Source organism: Clostridium thermosuccinogenes, assembly GCF_002896855.1.
In the GTDB taxonomy this organism is placed as follows: domain Bacteria; phylum Bacillota; class Clostridia; order Acetivibrionales; family DSM-5807; genus Pseudoclostridium; species Pseudoclostridium thermosuccinogenes.
The window spans coordinates 4,455,050-4,474,701 of record NZ_CP021850.1; the positions used below are offsets into that span (position 1 = coordinate 4,455,050).

Annotated in this window: 16 protein-coding genes and 1 tRNA gene; 4 read left to right on the plus strand and 13 right to left on the minus strand. The window is 41.5% G+C overall.

The genetic code is table 11. From position 1 onward, the window contains the following. Positions 1–542 precede the first annotated feature (542 nt). Both CDO33_RS19460 and CDO33_RS19465 read left to right on the plus strand, forming a co-directional pair. Complete coding sequence (locus CDO33_RS19460; protein WP_103080424.1) at positions 543–881, plus strand: hypothetical protein; 339 nt, start codon at positions 543–545, stop codon at positions 879–881. A 3-nt stretch (positions 882–884) separates the two neighbouring features. Beyond that, complete coding sequence (locus tag CDO33_RS19465) at positions 885–2,057, plus strand: cation:proton antiporter (RefSeq protein WP_103080423.1); 1,173 nt, start codon at positions 885–887, stop codon at positions 2,055–2,057. Between the two features lie 490 nt (positions 2,058–2,547). Here the strand turns inward: CDO33_RS19465 and CDO33_RS19470 are convergent, their stop codons facing one another. From CDO33_RS19470 to CDO33_RS19485, 4 genes are all read right to left on the minus strand, one after another. Next, on the minus strand, positions 2,548–4,605 hold the full coding sequence (locus CDO33_RS19470) for a hydantoinase/oxoprolinase family protein (protein ID WP_103080422.1): 2,058 nt from the start codon (positions 4,603–4,605) through the stop codon (positions 2,548–2,550). Between the two features lie 296 nt (positions 4,606–4,901). Beyond that, positions 4,902–5,720: an endonuclease/exonuclease/phosphatase family protein gene (locus CDO33_RS19475; RefSeq protein WP_202849476.1), complete on the minus strand. Its 819-nt coding sequence runs from the start codon at positions 5,718–5,720 to the stop codon at positions 4,902–4,904. Between the two features lie 291 nt (positions 5,721–6,011). After that, positions 6,012–7,784, minus strand: coding sequence for an S-layer homology domain-containing protein (locus CDO33_RS19480; protein WP_103080420.1), 1,773 nt, complete (start codon positions 7,782–7,784; stop codon positions 6,012–6,014). Positions 7,785–8,017: 233 nt separating this feature from the next. Further along, the gene (locus CDO33_RS19485) at positions 8,018–8,572 is read right to left on the minus strand and encodes a hemerythrin domain-containing protein (protein ID WP_103080419.1); all 555 of its coding nucleotides are present in this window, start codon (positions 8,570–8,572) and stop codon (positions 8,018–8,020) included. A 375-nt stretch (positions 8,573–8,947) separates the two neighbouring features. Between CDO33_RS19485 and CDO33_RS19490 the strand changes: the two genes are divergently transcribed. Together CDO33_RS19490 and CDO33_RS19495 are read left to right on the plus strand one after the other, a co-directional pair. Beyond that, the gene (locus CDO33_RS19490; RefSeq protein WP_103080418.1) at positions 8,948–9,157 is read left to right on the plus strand and encodes a zinc-ribbon domain-containing protein; all 210 of its coding nucleotides are present in this window, start codon (positions 8,948–8,950) and stop codon (positions 9,155–9,157) included. 177 nt (positions 9,158–9,334) lie between these two features. After that, positions 9,335–9,427, plus strand: a tRNA-Ser gene (locus tag CDO33_RS19495). A gap of 159 nt (positions 9,428–9,586) precedes the next feature. Here the strand turns inward: CDO33_RS19495 and CDO33_RS19500 are convergent. From CDO33_RS19500 to CDO33_RS19540, 9 genes are all read right to left on the minus strand, one after another. Further along, entirely contained in the window at positions 9,587–10,891 is a 1,305-nt protein-coding gene (locus CDO33_RS19500) for a site-specific integrase (RefSeq protein ID WP_242974827.1), read from the minus strand. Continuing rightward, positions 10,876–11,190 carry a helix-turn-helix domain-containing protein gene (locus CDO33_RS19505; protein ID WP_242973853.1) on the minus strand — a complete coding sequence of 105 codons (315 nt, stop codon included), beginning with the start codon at positions 11,188–11,190 and terminating at the stop codon, positions 10,876–10,878. The genes CDO33_RS19500 and CDO33_RS19505 overlap by 16 nt, the downstream gene beginning before the upstream one ends. Before the next feature lie 798 nt (positions 11,191–11,988). Beyond that, on the minus strand, positions 11,989–12,330 hold the full coding sequence (locus tag CDO33_RS19510) for a TnpV protein (RefSeq protein WP_242973464.1): 342 nt from the start codon (positions 12,328–12,330) through the stop codon (positions 11,989–11,991). 556 nt (positions 12,331–12,886) lie between these two features. Then, the gene (locus CDO33_RS19515) at positions 12,887–13,321 is read right to left on the minus strand and encodes an ADP-ribosylglycohydrolase family protein (protein ID WP_242974014.1); all 435 of its coding nucleotides are present in this window, start codon (positions 13,319–13,321) and stop codon (positions 12,887–12,889) included. Between the two features lie 648 nt (positions 13,322–13,969). After that, on the minus strand, positions 13,970–15,064 hold the full coding sequence (locus tag CDO33_RS19520; RefSeq protein ID WP_161496441.1) for an alpha/beta hydrolase family protein: 1,095 nt from the start codon (positions 15,062–15,064) through the stop codon (positions 13,970–13,972). Positions 15,065–15,476: 412 nt separating this feature from the next. Continuing rightward, positions 15,477–16,775 (minus strand): group II intron reverse transcriptase/maturase, encoded by a 1,299-nt coding sequence (gene ltrA / locus CDO33_RS19525; RefSeq protein WP_103080415.1) that lies wholly within the window; start codon positions 16,773–16,775, stop codon positions 15,477–15,479. 669 nt (positions 16,776–17,444) lie between these two features. After that, the gene (locus CDO33_RS19530) at positions 17,445–18,341 is read right to left on the minus strand and encodes a nucleotidyl transferase AbiEii/AbiGii toxin family protein (RefSeq protein WP_103080414.1); all 897 of its coding nucleotides are present in this window, start codon (positions 18,339–18,341) and stop codon (positions 17,445–17,447) included. Beyond that, on the minus strand, positions 18,341–18,937 hold the full coding sequence (locus CDO33_RS19535) for a type IV toxin-antitoxin system AbiEi family antitoxin domain-containing protein (RefSeq protein WP_103080413.1): 597 nt from the start codon (positions 18,935–18,937) through the stop codon (positions 18,341–18,343). Before CDO33_RS19535 ends, CDO33_RS19530 begins: the two co-directional genes overlap by 1 nt. Before the next feature lie 199 nt (positions 18,938–19,136). Further along, on the minus strand, positions 19,137–19,526 hold the full coding sequence (locus tag CDO33_RS19540; protein WP_242973460.1) for a hypothetical protein: 390 nt from the start codon (positions 19,524–19,526) through the stop codon (positions 19,137–19,139). Positions 19,527–19,652 lie beyond the last annotated feature (126 nt).

The following is a 19,652-nucleotide window of genomic DNA, read 5'->3' on the forward strand; positions in this document are numbered from 1 at the left end:
TCCAAAACTTCTTTTCCCTTAGGCCATCCTGCCGACCTTCAGGTGTAAGTTAGTATCCAAGTGTTTACTCACTTATTTTATTACACCAAAAATATTTGTCAATCGGATTAATTTAACTCTATCCGGAATTGCAGGATAATTTTTTATTCGCTATTAGGACATGCATTTTTCTTTCTATTCACCATTCATTAGAGCCTTGCATTAAACTTATATATTATTTTATATACCAGCACAATACAGGCTTGAACCATTTTATGTCGAACTTTTATGCAAAATTCATTCCCATTACCTTTATAACCTTATAACATCTGTTTTATCCTCCCGGAGTAAGGGGAACATTCCATCAAAGCCCCTTATCCCTAAGGCTATCTTCTCAACATGCCGTTTGTTAAAATAAGGTTTGGAATAGGTTGCAGTTCCAATTACTTAGAGTTATACTTAATAAGGTTTATGATAATGGAGCCTACCATATACATTTGCATGTGGCAGCCTCCGAAAAACTTCATTTCTATATTATACCAATCAGACAGGAGTGATGGTCCTTGCAGTTTTTATTGATAGTCTTAAACAAAGTTGAACTCCTCGATACTCTGCTGGAAAAACTTATGGAGCATGGTATCCGTGGGGCAACCATATTAAACAGTACCGGAATGGTAAGGGAATTGGCCAAATGCAACGAGGATTTCCCGATATTCGGAACATTGCGCTATCTTGTCGATCTGGACCGGCAGGAAAGCAAGACCATTTTCATGGTATTAAAAGATGAACAAGTTGAAGAAGCAAAAAAGGTCATTCGTGAGGTTTTGGGAGACATGTCGAAACCAGATACCGCAGTCATGTTCACTTTACCTGTTCTATCAGCTGAAGGAGTTGATTTTTAAAGCATGCAACCGACAACTTTGTTTTATCTCGCTTTGATTTTGTTTTCAGGCCTTATATTCGGCCGCATAGTCAAGCTTATCAAGCTTCCCAATGTGACAGGATACCTGATTGCCGGCCTGCTTATAGGGCCTTACTGTTTTAAGCTGGTGCCTATTGACATAATCACCGGTTTGGATCTGATTTCAGAAATAGCTTTGGCATTTATTGCCTTTTCCATAGGGTCGGAATTCAAATTATCCTACCTGAAAAGAGTGGGGGTAACTCCCATCATAATAGCTATTTTTGAGGGGCTGACAGCTGCTGTGCTGGTATTCGCAGCGCTGTTTCTGTTTGGGTTTGATGCCAAAATTGCGCTGCTTCTTGGCGCTATTGCTTCTGCTACAGCACCTGCAGCTACTATCATGGTAGTAAAGCAGTATAAAGCCAAAGGTCCTGTTACCGAAACACTGCTCAGCGTTGTAGCGCTGGACGATGCGGTAGCCCTCATTGCCTTTGGTTTTGCCATGGCTACTGTAAGCGCCATGGAGCACCCTGGTGAAGCTTCAGTAGTGATGTCGGTTGTTACTCCATTTTGGGAGATAATCGGCTCCATCCTTCTGGGTTTTGTGCTGGGCGTCCTGTTCACCATACCGCTGCGTTTTTTCAAAAAGGATTCCAACCGGTTGATAATAACCACAGGCTTTATATTCCTTGGCTCGGCTATTGCAACTATGTTAGGCCTATCTTCACTACTTCTGTGCATGTGCATGAGTGCAATGCTGGTTAACGTAAGCAAGTCGGGGGAATCCTTACTCAAACTTACCGACAATGTAACACCGCCTATATTTCTCATGTTCTTTGTCGTTTCCGGGATGGAACTTGATGTTTCCATCCTGCCACAGGTTGGGTTAATAGGCATAATCTATGTGCTAGTCCGTGTTATAGGCAAAGTAGCAGGCGCCTCCATTGGTGCGGCCATTATGAAAGCCCCGGCAGCCGTTAAAAAATATCTGGGATTATCCCTTGTTCCTCAGGCAGGAGTTGCTATAGGTCTATCATTGATAGCATCCAACAAGCTTCCCGGATTCGGACAAAAAATCCGTGCGGTAGTTCTCTGCGCCACCTTGATTTATGAGCTGACCGGTCCCGTCATCACCAAGATATCCCTTAAAAAGGCAGGAGAGATTACTGAGTAATCCATACCATTTTCTGGTATATGAATATGAATGGGAATATCCTGAACTATATTCATCATCTGATGTGGTTTGGGATATTCCCATTATATTTTCCACCTACCTTGTAAACTCACTTTGCACGGAGATTCGTTAAAAACTTATCATTTTGCTGCCTGGTAACGTCACCATTATACCGATGCAACCAAAGATGTCCTTACGCCCACTGAAAGCAGCTCTTTTAGTCGATTATACTGCCTTTGCTTTATTGACTCAGGTGACTATAAATAATTCTCAAATTATATAAATCTTATGTTGATAATAAAACTGTAATATGGTATAATTATCCCATGTGAATGTGAAGATTTGTAAAAACCTCATGCTTTATAAATATACCATTTACACGGTATGAACTCAGTGCATCAAATTGGTTATGGCTGGATCAAAACACAGGGATTCGTTGGAACGAATCCCTGCTTTGTTATCATCGGATTTATCAGATTTTTACCCTGCTTTAAAGTCCTTTTATACTCCCTACAGCCCTGGCCGTTACCACCGTCTCAATCAAAAAGATGCTATTTTTGTCCTCTTCCTGCTCGGCAAGTTCATCTATTGCATTCAAAATCGGCAGGTCCACTGTATCCTCCAGCACTTCGGTGGTTACATAAATGTCAACGCCGCCTCTTTCCTGAGCCCTTTTTATTGCTATTTCCTCAGCTTCCTTCCTGGCCCAGCTTAAAGCTTCCTCATAACTGGCAAACTCCTTCCTGTGCAGGGATGAATAGCAGAAATATCCTGAGTCCTTAGGCCTTACAGTCACCGACTCCACCGCTGCAACCTCACCGGTAATGGCTCCCGCGGCATTTGCCACAGCGGCGTTATCCGGTATTATGTACTCAGTATTCAAGGCCCTGGCGACATCCGGAAGAAAAACATGAATCGGCGCGCCTATGCCCACCAGGGCAAAATCGGTAGAAAAGCTGCATTTTAACCCGCTTCCCCCATGTCCATGCAGCGCTTTGCCCTTATGGGACAAAATGCTGTCACATCCCATCATAATCAAATCCAGCGCCTTTTCCGGCATAACATCACCGGGCGCATACATGCCTTCTCTTTCCAGGAGCATTTTTACTATATTCAAATAGAGGCTCCTCTTGATATTCTCATTTACCATCTGTATGAGCCTGTCCACACTCATTTTAAGCTGGAATGCCATCACCGCCGCACCCATCTGGGCAGCGCGCCGGTTCCATCCTGTGAACTCCCCCGTCAGATGCATGATATCAGTGGGAGTAAGAGCACTTCTTAAAATGACTCCCAGCTTCTCAAGCCTTTCAGTTTTCAGCTCATAAATGGATGTCCCCACCTCGTCACATAATGCCATGATACTCAGAGGTCCTTTTTTTAGCGTACCTGCTATTTTCTTCTCCTCATAGCTAAAACCCGATTCATCATATGTGTCTTTTATAAGATAAAAGAACTGGCATAAAGGTCTTGTATGGATCTTTTTGTTCTCGTATATGGCTTCAATATCTTTTAAAACTCCCGGAAATTGAGCTGCAAGCCATGAAAGCGGAGCAACCCTTTCAGGCCCTATCCTGATATTGCCCTTTTTATCAAAGCTTATATAACTGTCTCCACCAAGCCCTATTGTTCTGATGTCAATTGACTTTGTTCCTGTCCTCCAGCTTCCCACCACTGCTCCCTCATCAGCCAGTTTCACCCTGTAGTTTTCCACCATTGCAAGGTCGCTTGTGGTGCCGCCCATATCGACGATGATGCAATTTTTCCTGCCGCTCAGCTTCGTTCCACCGGCTACGCTGGCAGCAGGCCCGGAAAGTAGAGTCTCTATAGGCTTTTCTTTTGCGAAATCTTCCGTCATCAGACTTCCATCTCCCCGCACTATTACCATGGGAGCTGTGATATTCCTTCTTTTCAGGCTTGCTTTAACTGCTGCAAGAAAATCATCAATTATAGGTATGAGCTGGGCATTCAGCAGTGTAGACGCCGTTCTCCTCATGAAATTCAGCTCCATGGTAAGCTCATGGGCACAAACCACGTTTTTGCCGGTCAGTTCCTTAATGAAGGCTGCAGCCTTCCTTTCAAACTCAGGATTGCGTATGCCCCATAACTCCACTACACCATAGGCATCTGCCCTGCTGTCCTGGGCCAGAAGCCCTTCTTTAAGCCTGTTCCAGTCAGGTTCTGTTACTATTTCACCTCTTAAGTCATGCCCTCCGTCAATGAATATCATCTCCCTGTAATCAGGAAGGCCGTATTCATGCCCGTACTTCCTTACCGTATCGGGATCGCAGCCTATCATCACCATAACGGTCCTGCAGCCTTTGCCTTCCACACAGGCGTTGGTAGCGAGGGTTGTGGAAAGGGATACAAGTTTTACTTTGCTGAGCATATCCTTTGGGAAGCTGTCCAGCACATTGCTGATTCCCACAGTCAGATCTTCCTTTGTAGTGATTGCCTTGGCAGAGCTGAGTATTTCCTTACTGTCAAAATCGTACAATACCCCGTCGGTATATGTACCTCCGGTATCTATCCCGAGACCTATCTTCACATAACCACCCCTAAGCCGGTTTTAAATGTTTATTTAAAAATCCATAGACGACAGGATTTTCTTCGGTTTTTTATTTCCTGTACAGCGCCCTATTGCCTGATTCCGAACGCCTTTCGCCTTGATGCGGCACAGCATCAAAATATCACAGTTTTATGTTACCGTGGGCATTTTTCGTAATATATGATTCGCTTTGGATTTCTTGTACTTTCTTGTGATACTTGCCGGAGCCTGTGACTTCCGGCCGGATTACGAAAAAAGGCCGTCCTGGGCAACAGGACAACCTCGTAGGACATATTTTAGCAAACGACTATATCGGCAACAACAGGTGAATGATCCGACGGATAACTTCCCTTGGGTTTATCGTCCAAGACACCATGCTGCAGCACCTTTATGCCATTTTTAACAAATATCATATCTATTCTAGCTTTATTAACCTCATCTTCCAATCCGTGAAATGTCACACGAGAACCGTGATTTCCATGCTCTGAAACCTGCATCGCATCCGTAAGGCATTCATGTTTGGAAGCTCCAGCATCCGAACCTGCCCCGGTAAGAATTTTATATGCTTCAAAAGTTTCATCGCAGTTAAAATCTCCTGTAACAACAACCGGCATACCCTTTGCTATAGCTTTTATGCGGTCAAGCAGCAAGTGAGCACTTTGCGCCTGCGCAGTCATACCGACATGATCAAAGTGGGTATTGAAGTGGAAATGCTCCTTTCCTGTTTGTTTATCCTTGAACTTCGCCCATGTCACACAGCGCACGCAGGCAGCGTCCCAACCCATGCTGCCCGGAACATCTGGTGTCTCTGAAAGCCAGAAAGTCCCATGGTCCAAAGCTTCAAAACGTTCTTTCCTGTAGAATATGGCCGCATATTCTCCCTTTTCCTTGCCATCTTCACGGCCTATGCCAACCCATGCATATTCAGGCAGCAAGCTGCTCAAATCCTCCACTTGGTTTTTAAGGGGCTCTTGAAGTCCTGCGATATCTGCATGGTGAAACCGGATCATGCTTGCGACGGAATCCCTGCGATTAGGCCATACATACGGTCCTTCTTTTCTCCAGTCCAATAGAACGTTAAAAGACATAACCCTCAAATAAGCATTGTTTTCCATCTGAGACATCTCCCAACATATTAAATATACAACCTGCTGATAAATTCAGGCTACTGCAACACATACCTCTTATATTAAATATCGGTATATATTATGTCAAGATAAAAGAACCGAAAGTTAAATCCACCTTCGGTTCTGATTTGAAATTTTGCACAGGCATCTATTTTTATTTCACTGATTATCAATCCTGCGACAGTGCTTTACACAGTTTTTTTGCGGTACACCATCAAAGGATCGTCCGCGGTTCTCCCCAGCTTTGCCGGCACCTAACATGCTTTTCATGCATTTATTTTAGAAGGAACCTTTCAGAATATCTGTCAGTGTAAGGTCCGATACCATTTCCGGTGCTGTTATTTTTATATCCTCGCCTATATTGCTGTAAACCTTGTCAAACATTACCGCAACATCTGTGTCTTTTCCGTTTTCCACTACCTTCATGCCATAATTCAAGCTTTCCCTGACAATATGGCCTTCTTTGTTCAAATAAATCTCCATAGAAATATTCATTCCCGAGTCAAGCATTTTTAAAATATTTGAATAAGCTTCCGGGTCAGCTGAGGGCAGCTTATCCTTAATCCCTAACTTGTCAAGGGTTAGTACATATTTTACCGCAGCTTCTTTCCCCACCTTTGCCATCCCGGCCCGGGAAATGGTATAAAGATTATATGCATCGCCTTTAACAAGGCCACTGCCATTATCAACACCCGAAGGATCCGCTACGGGTATCAAACCTGAATTTTGCAGTTCCTCGATTTGTGTTTCAATCCATTCTTCGATGCCCGCGATTTTTACATACAACTTCTCACCAACCTTGATGACGTCGATTTTTTCCGGAGCATCAGGTATACCGTCTATTCTGGAAATTGCCTCATACCCGACGCGATAATCATCCCCATTAATTGCACCATCAATATCAAGGCTGATTTCCATCACACTGTCGGGGATAACATCTTTCATTGTTATTAAACCGGTAGAGCTAAACCTGCCTTTAAATCCCATACTAGCGTTAATTGCATTATAAAGGTTGGGATATTTCACCGTCTCATCATCACTTATAAAAACAGTGCCGCTGTTTCCTTCCCTCTGTATGTCTGCTCCCAGAGCTTTAACAGCAACTTCCAAAGGCACATAGGCTTCATCCTCTATGACCTTTAGGCCGTCGCTGCTGTTTTCCCTGCTGAAGCTTATACCCTTTTTGGTACCGGTGGATAGGTGTCTCTCTATTCGAGCAGTATTCATACCGTCATCGACTTCCGTTTCAGCACCCATTTTTTCAAAAAATGTCACCGGCACATATATTTTTCCGTCTTCATCAAAGGCTCTATCGCCTAAATCAATAGTGTCGCCGTTAAGAACCACTCTTACCTGGGCAAATATAGCTTCTGCTCTTTTTTGTATTTCCTCTTTGCCTTCTAGAAGCCTGTTTGCAACTATGGCGACCTGCTGCCTCTCTGCCCCTGCCTTTGCTGAAAAAACACCGGAACCGGTACCCTTCATCAATCCGGCAGAAAGCACAAAATCAACAGATCCTTTGGCCCAGTTGGCTATCTTTCCATGATCGGCAAAGCTATTCACAGATTCAAAGTCCTGGCTGTAATTCAGCATATGGTCTGTCAGTCCCATGGAACGCACCAGCATAGCCGCCATCTGTTCCCTGGTAAGCTCCTGGTTTCTCCCGAAAGAGCCATCCGGCAATCCCTTTATTATTCCCTCCCGGTAAGCAGCTTCAACATATTTATAAGCCCAATGGGTAGAAGGAACATCGGAGAAAGTTGGTTTTAAGGGCACGTTTGTTGTATCAATGCCCAGAACATTTACAAGTATTTTTACCATCTCTGAGCGGGTAATAATATTATGAGGATTGAAATTGCCGTTCTGATCACCGGATATGATACCCCGTTCTGCCAGTGCTATTATGGCTTCTTTTGCATAATTGGAGCTTTTGTCAACATCATTAATAAAGGCTGTCCACGCCGGCTGAGAAACCGCCAAAAGGCTTGACACCACAACACCGGAAAGCAGGACCTTTGCATAACCTGACTTTCCATTGAAAAACTTGCTCACAAAATACCCTCCCTATGTAATGTTCATGCATATCTCAGGCATATGCATCCAAATACATTATATAGGAATTATGTAAACTATACTACTACCAATATAATCCTGCTATGTTTAAGCTGGTAGCTTTTACTAAAATTTAAGGCAGCAAGGAGCTGCAGACCTAATAAGTGCGATAATTTCAAAAGGATTAAGCCCATGATGCTCCTTGGCCTGTTGTTTTTCAGCATGTGCCCCTTTTACTTTGCCTTAGCTTCAAGCTTTTCAAGGATTTTTAAATATTTTTGCTGTACACCTTCATCAGCAGCCGCTTTTTCAAATTTTTCACATTCCTCCTCCACGTAATTGAGGGATTCGGCGCTTAACTTCTTCTCGGCGAAAGTGTATATCGCATTATCCTCTTTGTATATATGCCTGTTCAGCAGATCAGTATAGGCTATGGCATTGGCGATTATATCCACCCTTGAATCCATGTCTCCGTCTTTTACCCTTTTTAAAGCTTCCTCCAGGTTGCTCACAAAAAGCCTGGCCAGATCATGCTCAGCATACATCCCCTGAACAGGTGCCCGGTTTATTTTTTCATCCAGCTTCTCAATCATTTCTTTGAATAGGATGCTTTCCTCCTTGCCATGGTGGTGTTTATCAGCATAATTCCTGATAAAATCAATGGCATCGTAAAAAGCTTCATAATCGACCTCCGCTCCGTTCAGTATGTTTATACACAGCTTTCTTACCACCCCAAGCAATCTTTTTATGTTCCCATGCTCTTCCTTCATCAATTCTATCCCTTTCATAACATACCTCCGATATTTTTTATGGCATGCTTCTAAAATTTTCTCAATGGCATGCCTATTTTTGAGTATAGCTTTCTGAGTATTTTTCTTATAATAATGCTCTAATTGCTCCAATGATTAATTTTCCATCTGCTCATGGCATTTTACTACCGTATTGTTTCAGCATGGATTATGCCTGCCGTATCAAAAATTAGGCGATACCGATTGTCATCCACAGCCACCGGCTATTGCATAATTTCGTTTTCATGTAATAATTTACCCTGTTTTGGTCAATTATATATTGCATAGATTTAATTATTTCGGACCGTTCCTCCTTGTTATTTGGAGAGGAAAGTCAGAAGTGAATTAAATCCAGATATACGAGGAGGTATTGGTATGCCAGACAAGATACTGGTTTGCAAGGATTGCAACGCTGAGTTCGTGTTTACGGAAGGCGAACAGGAATTCTACAAAGAGCGGAATTTTCAGAATGAACCGCAAAGATGCGCCGCATGCAGAAGGGTAAAAAAGCAGCAAAGAAGGTTTGGTGGTAATTTCGGATTTGCCGCCGGCAGAAGCGGTACCGGAAATTTCGGGGGCAGATAGAAGCGATAGGAGCCGGGGATATAAGCTCTCCGGTTCTTATTATGCTCATGCCGGACTCTGTTCAAATTTGGCATTTAAATATTATTGACAACTCGGCTTATCTAATGTACAATGTATAAGCGTGTGCAAATACTGTTATTATATTATCGAGTGCAGCGTTTAATTGAATATTTTTATGGAGAGATGGCTGAGCTGGTCTAAGGCGCACGACTGGAAATCGTGTATACTCACAAAAGGGTATCGAGGGTTCGAATCCCTCTCTCTCCGCCAAACCCCTTGCAAACACTGAGTTTGCGAGGGGTTTTAATTTTTGTTGATAGTAAATATATTCCATGATTTATTCCATTTCCTGTTAAATGGTGACAAATTGGTGCCATAAACTAATAAATATTAATAAAGACTAATAAGAAATTGAAGGAAAATATATCATTACCGCTCTCTATCATGACTTTTTTTCTGAGCCTTCTTTTTTACTTCATTCTTTTCATACGGATGTAGTGTATTATGGTAAGTATCCAACACGACTCTTTTTCTGTCCAGTCTTACATCTACATATTGTGCCGTAACACTGTCAAGGTTTGAAGATATCCCCAACTGCATACCCACGCCCTTTAGGCTACGCCCCAGAATTTGCCCCACAGTGTAAAAATCACCTGTAAGCTGATGCATGTTTGTTGCTGCAGTGTGTCGAAGATCATGAAAACGGATATGTGGCAATTCAAAGCGCCTGAGCAACTGACCAAAATCAGATGATACAGTCTCTCTTCTTAAGGGGACGCCGTTTGGTTTTGCTATAACCAGCCGGTTATCATAATATACAGTTCCGGACAGGCGGCATAATTCCTTTTGGCGCGCCTGTAAATCAAGCTGGCGTTCAAAATATGGCCTTGCTGCTTCAGTTATTGGCAAGACCCTGTCATGGGATTTGACCGGAGGCAGCTCTTCCGGCAGAGTGAGTGCACCGGCCGGTAACTTGAAAGGCAACTGCTCAACTACTTTGAAAGTTCCCTTTTCCATATTTACATTATCCCATCGAAGTCCTAATATTTCGCTAATGCGCAGGCCATACATACCTCCCAGCATAACTATCATTTCCCATTCAGTTCCTAGAATACTGCCCATTAACTGCTGCATTTGCTGTATAGTGTATGGTTCTGGTGTTTTTCCCTGCTTTCCAAACTTGGTAATAACATCATGAGCGGGATTATTCTCTATATAATTGTATTTTCGGGCGGCTTCAAGAGCAACACTCATAATGCGCTGACAGTATCTTACGGAGCTTTGGGATAACCCTTTCTCAAAAAGCTTCTGAAACATATTATCCAGCATGGCAGGAGTCACCTGACGCAGTTGTACATGTCCTATGCAGGGTATAATATGATTATTTATATTGCTTTTATAGCCTGCAAAAGTAGATGGTCTGAGGTTCAGGGCACCATGGTTTTCTACCCATTCCAGCAAATAATTTTGTACAGTTTGCTTGGCCTGCGCTGCTGCTGTGGCAATAAAGGATGGGTTTATTAGCTTTGCTCTCATTTCAGCTTCATGCTGCAAAGCTTCCTTTTTAGTCGCAAAGCCTTTTTTGGCATAAGACTTATAGCCGTCAGGCGTTTTATACTTGATGTTTACGTCATATACCGTACCGGACCTGCCGGTTAAAGTACCGTCAGCATTGCGTTTATTTTTAACTTGCCTTGGAGTTACCGCCATAATTCCTTTTACCTTCTCTCCCACTGCACATTAACCGCAACTTTATTTCTTTCATACCAGTCCCATATTGCGGAATCTGCTAACAATCGGCGGTTACCATTCTGAACATACTCAATTTCGCCTTTGTCCATTAGTTCCCGCAGCTTGTTTTCACCTATGCCTGATATGCGGCTCATCTGCTCCACGGTTTTCAACATGGGCAGATGCCCAATAGCTTTTGCAGTTTGTTGTTTAGTGGCCATACCACCGTCTCCTTTCATAACATTTTTATAAATATATATAATTATGGGTTTATCCGGCGGACAGCGGTTGACCGTCCTCATAGGAATTCCACCTCCCCGTCGGCGACCAGGGCGCACTCTGGGACCTAACCTCGACTATGCGCAAGTATCATTATCCCTCCACATGGGTCATCGCCCATAAATGCCTACCCGCATTTACTGATTGCACTGGCATTTACCGCTCGTACCTTTCCTCCATTAATACCTGAACGATTGAATCCTTCATCATCAATCCGATATATTAGCGGTCAGGTGGTCTTGGCGTACCTGCAATCCGGCTTTCCTTCTCAGGCCATGTAGGGAACGTGCCGGATAGAACAACTATTTTGTTTTCAAAGAGCATTTGAGGGGGTAGTAAATGTCCCTCTATTAATCAGCAGATTTTTTGGGCAAAAATTGCCCCCCTTAGAAAATTTTTTATAAATTTTTGTATGTTTTTCATTGCTTTTCAATGGAATGTCAAGGAGGTCTGTCAAATCTCATATCGCTGTGGCCACCATTACCGTTCTTCCTGCCCGGCGATGCGGCTACCTCCTAAATATATATCTTGAATATATATCTTTCATATGGTATCGTCCGCCTTCATTTTTAGGGATAAGAAACTGATAGTTGGCTCCCCGTAAACGACAACTTTAATATTAATACGTGTTTTGTTTGGGGTATTAGGGGCTATGCCCCTAACAAGTGAATTTGGGAGACAAAATTCAGTGCTTGCTACAACACAAGACAGTTCATTCTTAAATGGAATGTCGATTTCTTCCTGCGAAATAGAAAAAGCGGAGTTTTTGCCCTCCGCCTGTTCTATAACTTCAATTTGCTGTTAAACTGTAGGAAAAAGGGTTAATTGTAAACCAGCTCCGTCAGTACTGACTCTTCTGCTGAGTGACGCAGGTTGTTCATATGTCCCGCCCAGCCCATTGGGTCTATCGTTTTGCCCGGTGCCGGATTGTACTCCAGAAGCTTCGCCGTGATCATCTCTATTCGTTCCTTCGATATGCGGTCAATTTCTTTCAGGTGGCCGTTCAATTTTCCCGACATCATCAGGCTAGCGTATGTTCCTTTCCTGTGATTTTTCAGGTATGCCTTGCGCAGCATCCCATATTTGCCGATGTGCATCTCTTCCTCCGGCAGCACCAGATCCGGTATTAGATAATCGCCCTGCATTGTGTATGCCAACTCCATAATCATCCTTCCTTTCATCTCTGTTATTTATACTTTTATTGTGTCGCACGTTCCGGCTTTTTGCAAATATACGGATTTGCTTATCTTACCTGCCGAAAGACAAAGATATTTCTTTTTCGGCTGGTAATTTAATGGGGGAGGGGTGTGGGGAGGGGGAAATCGCAAGGCAGACGCCAGGCCGGCTTCTATCAAATAGGTACACTACCCCCTTGGTGTAAAATGTTACAGTTTTAATGCTGATATGTTCCTACGTGCAGGATGGCCCGATAGGCTCACCTTGATGTCTGGCATGTATTTTTCGTTTTGTCCGTTCGAGGGAATAGGTCAATAGTAGTTTATATGGAGGTATTCTGTTCGAGGGAACAGTTCAACGGTTTTTATCTGTTCGCGGGAACAGGTCAATATAAGTGTTCTAATCTTGCCGCCCCAAAGCAAATCGATAAAGAATGCTTCCTGTTGCACTCCCAAAATTTTAGTTGTTCTCTATGTATGCTGTCCACCAATTATAGACATCTCTCAACGGTACATCAAGATAACCCAAAGCCTTGTCTTTAATTCAATCTGGCAAACCATAGGTGGCCTCTGCAATGCTGCCAGTGATTGCTGCAAGCGTGTCGTTATCGCCTCCGAGGGAGATTGCGTTTCGGATAGCATCCTCAAAGTTTTTACTTTCAAGGAATGCAATAATAGCCTGCGGCACAGTATCCTGGCAGCTTTCATTGAATTGGTAAGTCGGGCGGATTCCATCCAGAGTCTTACTCAAGTCGTAGCCGTGTTCTCGCTCTATGTGTCCTTTAATTTGTATCTTGTATTGCTCGAGGGTAAAGCGCTCGTTAATGGGATTGCCCATATCATCACCATAACCACCAGCATAGAAACGGCTTATAATAATTGCGTCTGTCACTGCCAATGCTCCCTTTACACCTTCGGGATGGTTGTGTGTTACTTCAGCTGATAGCTTTGCTCTATCCCTGCCAAGTTTAATGTTCATTCTTTTTCGGTGCATTTATAATTAAATATATCATAGGAATTAGTGCAAACACAAACTCCGTGCTAAAGGCAATAACCAACCACAGCTGTAAGTTTGACGGCCAAGGCCATACGATTTGAACAATAAACCTTGATAACCATACTAGAACAAAGAATACATAGAACACTTTCAATTCTTTCATACCTGAAAACAGCTGCTTTTGCATCAGCAATAATATAAGACTAAGCCCGGCTAATAAAAGTGAAAAGCAGAAATTTACATAATTGATGGATTGAATAATTTCAATTGGTGCATCTGGTATATAGGATTACCAACTAAACGAATACGGCGCAAAAAAATGCAGAACACCAACTATACTACTGATAATACAACCAACGTTAAATAGCAACCTTGTAATTACCTTCATTCCCATACCCTCCATATCATACAAAAACTATATTATAATCCTTAATCGTTGTAGGATTATCTGATTGCCAGCGATATACTTTCATGGTTAATCGTCCATTTAGATTAAAAATCTATTCCAAAACATTCCACATGCTTTATTAAAATACCCTTTATAAGCGGCTTTTTCAATGCCTACAATTTTCATCACAGCCCTGCATTGGCAGGAAGTGCTTATCCATACTATTCAGCCTTATATAATAATCATTTCAAGTATTTATCAAAAAAGACAAGGCTTTTTTGGTTTATAAACTCTAAAGTATCATATCCGGATTTCTTATATCCACCACCAAGGATAGCACATAAAATTGGTGATGTTCTAACTAAATCAGTCAATGTATAATGATTGCTGCCCTTAATATAGTAATTTTCTACATTCTCATTCTGGTACATATTTTTGTTTTGAACATACTTATTGTCTGTTTCAATCAAAGGGTAACCACTGTCACTATAGATATTCATAACAGCACTTGAATACGGATCCGTATTCCATATAAAGTCATTTCCGTCTACCCCTGTTATATCACACATATAGGGAGATTCCATAGCGATCACCGCTTTTATATCATCACGCTGCCTTGCAACCCCAAGTACGGCGGAACCTCCGAGAGAATGTCCAGCAACGCCGATATTTTTCGCATTTATTAATGGATAAAAGGAATTGCCGTCTTCTTCGGAGTTTTGGATAAAGGTATCAAGCACAAAATTTATATCTTCGGTGCGAAGTTTCATCCACTTCTTAAAAAGGGCGTAGGAATTTTCTATATCAGAATGGGAGTCCTCTGTGTTTAATTCTTTCATATACCCTGAATCTATGTATATTTTCTTCCCCCCAACTTCTGTACTGAGCGAATGATATGTATGATCGATGCTAACAACCACATAGCCGTGGCTTGCAAGTTCTTTATAGAGCGAAAGGTTGCTTGTTTTTGTTGAAATGCCGCCGTGGGAAAAAACAACCAAAGGACAGGTGTTATTTTCGATACCATCCGAGTCAGGGTAATAGACCAATACCGATAATTCGCGAAAGCTGCCATCACTTTTATAATCTTCCAAGCGTGATGTATCTGTCAGTTCCAGCACGCTATGAGTATAAGAATATTCACCCGTGGTTTTTGTACTTCCCAAATCAGGAAACAACACAACTGCAAATGCAATAAACACGATGGCAATTATAGTGAATATATTTACCACTCTTTTTAACATAACAATTTTGATCAGTTTCTGCCTGTTAGATACAGATAGAAAACTAACTAAAAGAATAATAATACCAAGTAAAATATAACTGTGGTATCCCATAATCTTCCCCCCCATTAATAGATTATAGCGCTAAATCTACAAAATTTCTCCCTAAATATTTACATCCGACCTACTCTGTCAACCTCAAAAATCTCCGAAAAAACATCTAACCTGACCACTCATCAACACTGACATCTAACTCGACCACTCGTGGGGCACTGACATCTAACCCGAGCACTTGACTATCAAAAACCGCTCTTATGGACTTATTTCCGCGAAGCGAAAAAATTTCGTTTCGTTTAGTGGGTTTCACATCCCTGTGCGCTAAAAACCCTGATATATAAGGGCTTTAATCATACTCAATCTTTTGTACGCGATAGAGTAGAACAGTGGGTTTACCACCGTCCCCTCATCAAACCGTACGTGCGATTTTCCCGCATACGGCTTTCCGATATTCTTCTTCCTTCAGCATTCAGCCGCACATATTTGCTAGTCCTGCCTGTTTAGTCAATTCTCTGACCTTTACTGCATTTCCTAGCCTATAATTGCGTTGTTTCTTCCGATTGTACCACCGAGTAAACTTGAAATTTATATACTTATCTATCTTCCATAACCATGGTCTGCTAAATCGTCTGGTATAATAGTTCCTCATGCCAATGATTTTAGGATTGAGTAGCTTCACCATCTCTTCCATACTTAGCAGCAGCTTGCTAGGACTGTTAAATACCTCTTTTATGTTAGCTCTCATTTTCTTCATAGCCTTCTTAGACGGTATCTGTTGTAGTGTCCAGTACCACTGCCAGTTTTTATTTCTAAAACGCTGAAATCTATTATTGAAGCCAAGAAAATCAAAACTACCTTTACCAAAATACATATCAACCAGTCTTGTTTTCTCACTGTGAAGCGTTAGTTCCAGTTTTTCCATAATCCACTTCACAGCGCGCAAGGCTTCTTCTGCATGAGATAACCTCTTACACAATATCACAAAATCATCTGCATAACGCACTAATTCACCCAGATGTCCAAAGGCTTTATTCCAATACACATCAAAATAATTCAGATATATGTTGGACAATAGTGGAGAAATAACTCCACCCTGCGGTGCTCCCAGTATACTTTCACTGTACCATCCGTTTTCCAGCACTCCTGCTTTTAACCAACTATTTATCAGCTTTAATACTCTACGGTCAGTTATTCTTTGTTTGAGCAACAAAATTAGCTTATCATGGTTGATGCTACCAAAATAATCTTTTATGTCAGCATCTATTACCCATAGTGCACCACCTTTGTCGGACACTTCAAATATCCTGTCCATTGCTTGTTTAGCACTTCGTTTCGGTCTAAATCCATACGAACAGGGTTGAAAATCTGCTTCAAACACCGGCTCTATCACTATCTTTGCCGCCATCTGTACTATTCTGTCCTTAATCGTAGGTATCCCCAATGCTCTTTTTCTACCATCTGGTTTTGGAATATAGCTTCGTCTGACAGGCTTACACCGGTACTTCCCAGTCCTCAATTCTTCCGCTATTTCGCCCAGTAGTTTTTCTTCACCGTACGTTTTCACATCATCAATGCTGACTTTGTCAATACCGCCTGTTCCACCATTCTGTTTTACCCGTTTCCATGCTTCTTCTAAGATATCATTACGGTATATCTTGTCATACAACGCATAGAACTTTCTCTTTCGGTCAGCTTTGGCTGTAAGGTATAGTCTGTTTTGGAAGTCTCGTACTTTTTCATGGGTGTTTATAGCTTTTTCGGCAATCACCGGCACCTACCTCCTTTACAGACTTGAATAAAGTTGTGCCCCTTCCCTATGCACAGTTTTGTTGTCTGTACAATCCTTGGTACTATGAGCACTTCTGACTGCCTCTTTGCAGAAAGCAACTTCGCTTTTGCTTATATGCTTCCTCTTTACAGTTTCCTGTGCAAAGTAGGCTCTCTCCAGTTCCGACAAATACTTTCCTGACGTGTCGTTACCTCTACACCGCAGGGTTCTTAGGTATTGCATTTAGGGTTCTTCATACCGTCTTCTGTCTTTGCTGTTGATGTCGCAGCTCGACTCCCTGTTGTTTCCTTTCGGAAATGTAAATAACGGTGCGGCAGTATTCACTTTATGTTACAACCCGCCAGTTTGCCTGCTCCTTACGGAACATTCCGTAACGCTTCAACGCATAGATTACACCATACGCTGGTTACTGACTAAGTAGCTGCCCTACCTTTACCACTGCAGGACTTTCACCTGCTAGCATTTGCCAGCTTAGCTGGACGCACACATCAATACTACGCACTCCACATGGCTCGTGTTGTAGAATTGATGTCTGCAGCAATTTTAAGATCCTTCTGTAAAGCTTACAACATCTCTTAAAACAATCATAAACTATCCCTTTCAAATAAATACAAAAATAATACACCCTTGATATCGTCCATGTTCGTATTACTCATATTCTTTTTTCTCATGATTCCAATTTTTGAATAATTCTTCTTCATAAATCAGCGCTTCATAAGGTGGTTGGAGAAAATCAATAATTAATTTGACAACATCGGTAAAGTCAAGTTTATATTGCAGTATTTTTTTACAAAAATTGCTCCATCTTCTTATAATAATAGAGTCATCAGCTAACCTTAAAATAATAGTGACAGAATCTTTTTCATAAGGTGTGCCCCGGTTGGTAAGGGTTTCATAAATAGCTTCCTGTAATTTTCGTCCATCAAAATTAAAGGTTGTTGCCATATAATATATATCAAAGAAGTCTTTCATCCTGCTTGTAGCTTCCATCAGTGATATGATAGCATCTAATTTTTCTGCCACAGTGGATTCCAATGAATAAGTCAGGATCTTAGGTTCCTCAAATTCCGGAAGTAATACCGGTAAAGTTCGTTCAACTGGCGAAGGTACTACAACATCACCAACCCCCAAATCTATACTAAAAGGGATCTTAACCCTTCCAATAGATCCCATGAGGTAAATTCTAATACCATGGTATTTCTTTATCTCTCTGATAGTTTCTATCCTTCTAATCTCAAACTGTATAAAATCATTTTTGCCAGGCGAGGAAATAATATTTTTAACAAGCTTTTCTACTGCATCCATATCGTTAGGATAATTTCTTAAAAGATAATCTGCATCAACTGTTGGTCTTGCGGCAAATCCACTGATTGAATATAATAAAAAGCCGCCTTTAAGAATGACTTTTTCTTTGTAATCACTTTCTGAAAGTCTTCGAATAAATTCCTCCTGGCAAAATAAATTTAAGAGCTGTTGTAATGGAATACCTTGTTCCTTTGATTTATTTTTAAGTCTCGCTATGACAGAAGCTTCAATATTTCCCATTATAACCACATCCCTATACGAGTTTGCACTTTATTCTTAATATTAAATATTTCTGCATACTCAAACAGCTTTCTTATATTTTTCTTTGAATCCTCTATATAACGGCCAATAGCATTATTAAATACTTCTTTCTCCAGCTTTTTCTCATAACGGAGAACATCGCAAATTGTGCGGTCTCTGTTGTATATCTTTATTTCAATGCCATCTATCTCTATTATATCTACACCAATATCTAAAAACTTTGGTTCAAGATAGTAAGGTTTTATTGGAGGATAATCAATTTTATACTGAGTTGTTTTACTATATCTATCCACAGCAATTTGCCACGCTAGCGGTATGCGATCTGTGTAGCCATAATGGAATAAGGCACTTTCAAGAAATATAACCGCTCGCGGAAATAAACGTGCAATAATTACCTCTTCACGAATAACATAATCTGTAAGTTCATAAAAACCGCGTTTAGTCTTTGTAATAATTCCTTCATTTAGAAGGCTTTTTATCTGGCGACTCGAAAGTCCTAAATCTTTAAGCTCTACAGTTTTTAAAATTCCCCCGCATCTTTGAAATTCCTTCTTCAAAATATCAATTTGTGTCATTTTGCACCTCTCGGCCTGCATTTGTTTTTTAATGCAGTCTTTTAAGTGCATTTTACCACATTATTACTTTTAAATCAAACGATTATTAGTGTGACAGCGTCAAATTCTTTACATCCATTCTGCCTCATCAACCTATGCGTTATCTCAGCCCGCCGCATACGTGCAAACGGGCATATTATTCTCACACTATGCATTGCTGCTACTCTCCGGTAGCCTCAGAGATGAAATCATGCATACAATCGTCCATGTCCATCAAAAAAGAGATCAGGAAGTATTGTCGTGCTTCCGGATGGGTTGCAAGTAGTTCAACATCCTCTGGGAATTTCATTCCTGACAAGTCATACAGGATGCGCAATATAGCCATCATTTCAGCTTCCCGGCCCTCATGGTATAAATGGGTAAAGATAGCCGAAATTCTTTCCATAGCTTCGGTATCATAGCCGGAGAATATCCAGATTGTTTCGAGCAATGGGGCAGTCATCGCCCCGGATATGAGATTGATTTTGTCCCGGCAAATTGTGCCTGATTGGAGTATAATACCCTCATCAAGCAGTAAACTTCGCGTAGTTGTTTTTTCCATAGTGTCCATTATTGCTTCCTCCTTTTCGATTTACTCCGTGGTGCCACGGGTGATAAAATGGTGACATAGCTTACAAAGCGACCTGCTAAAAAGAAATATAGAAAAATAAGATTATATAAAAATATCCGCTTTTTA

What these genes read in the sequence shown, in the direction of transcription:
- CDO33_RS19465 (WP_103080423.1), top strand. Translation starts at nt 885, where the DNA reads ATGCAACCGACAACTTTGTTTTATCTCGCTTTGATTTTGTTTTCAGGC.
- CDO33_RS19475 (WP_202849476.1), bottom strand. Translation starts at nt 5,720, where the DNA reads ATGGAAAACAATGCTTATTTGAGGGTTATGTCTTTTAACGTTCTATTG.
- CDO33_RS19485 (WP_103080419.1), bottom strand. Translation starts at nt 8,572, where the DNA reads ATGAAAGGGATAGAATTGATGAAGGAAGAGCATGGGAACATAAAAAGA.
- CDO33_RS19490 (WP_103080418.1), top strand. Translation starts at nt 8,948, where the DNA reads ATGCCAGACAAGATACTGGTTTGCAAGGATTGCAACGCTGAGTTCGTG.
- CDO33_RS19505 (WP_242973853.1), bottom strand. Translation starts at nt 11,190, where the DNA reads ATGAGGACGGTCAACCGCTGTCCGCCGGATAAACCCATAATTATATAT.
- CDO33_RS19510 (WP_242973464.1), bottom strand. Translation starts at nt 12,330, where the DNA reads ATGGAGTTGGCATACACAATGCAGGGCGATTATCTAATACCGGATCTG.
- CDO33_RS19515 (WP_242974014.1), bottom strand. Translation starts at nt 13,321, where the DNA reads ATGAACATTAAACTTGGCAGGGATAGAGCAAAGCTATCAGCTGAAGTA.
- CDO33_RS19520 (WP_161496441.1), bottom strand. Translation starts at nt 15,064, where the DNA reads ATGGGATACCACAGTTATATTTTACTTGGTATTATTATTCTTTTAGTT.
- CDO33_RS19530 (WP_103080414.1), bottom strand. Translation starts at nt 18,341, where the DNA reads ATGGGAAATATTGAAGCTTCTGTCATAGCGAGACTTAAAAATAAATCA.
- CDO33_RS19535 (WP_103080413.1), bottom strand. Translation starts at nt 18,937, where the DNA reads ATGACACAAATTGATATTTTGAAGAAGGAATTTCAAAGATGCGGGGGA.
- CDO33_RS19540 (WP_242973460.1), bottom strand. Translation starts at nt 19,526, where the DNA reads ATGGACACTATGGAAAAAACAACTACGCGAAGTTTACTGCTTGATGAG.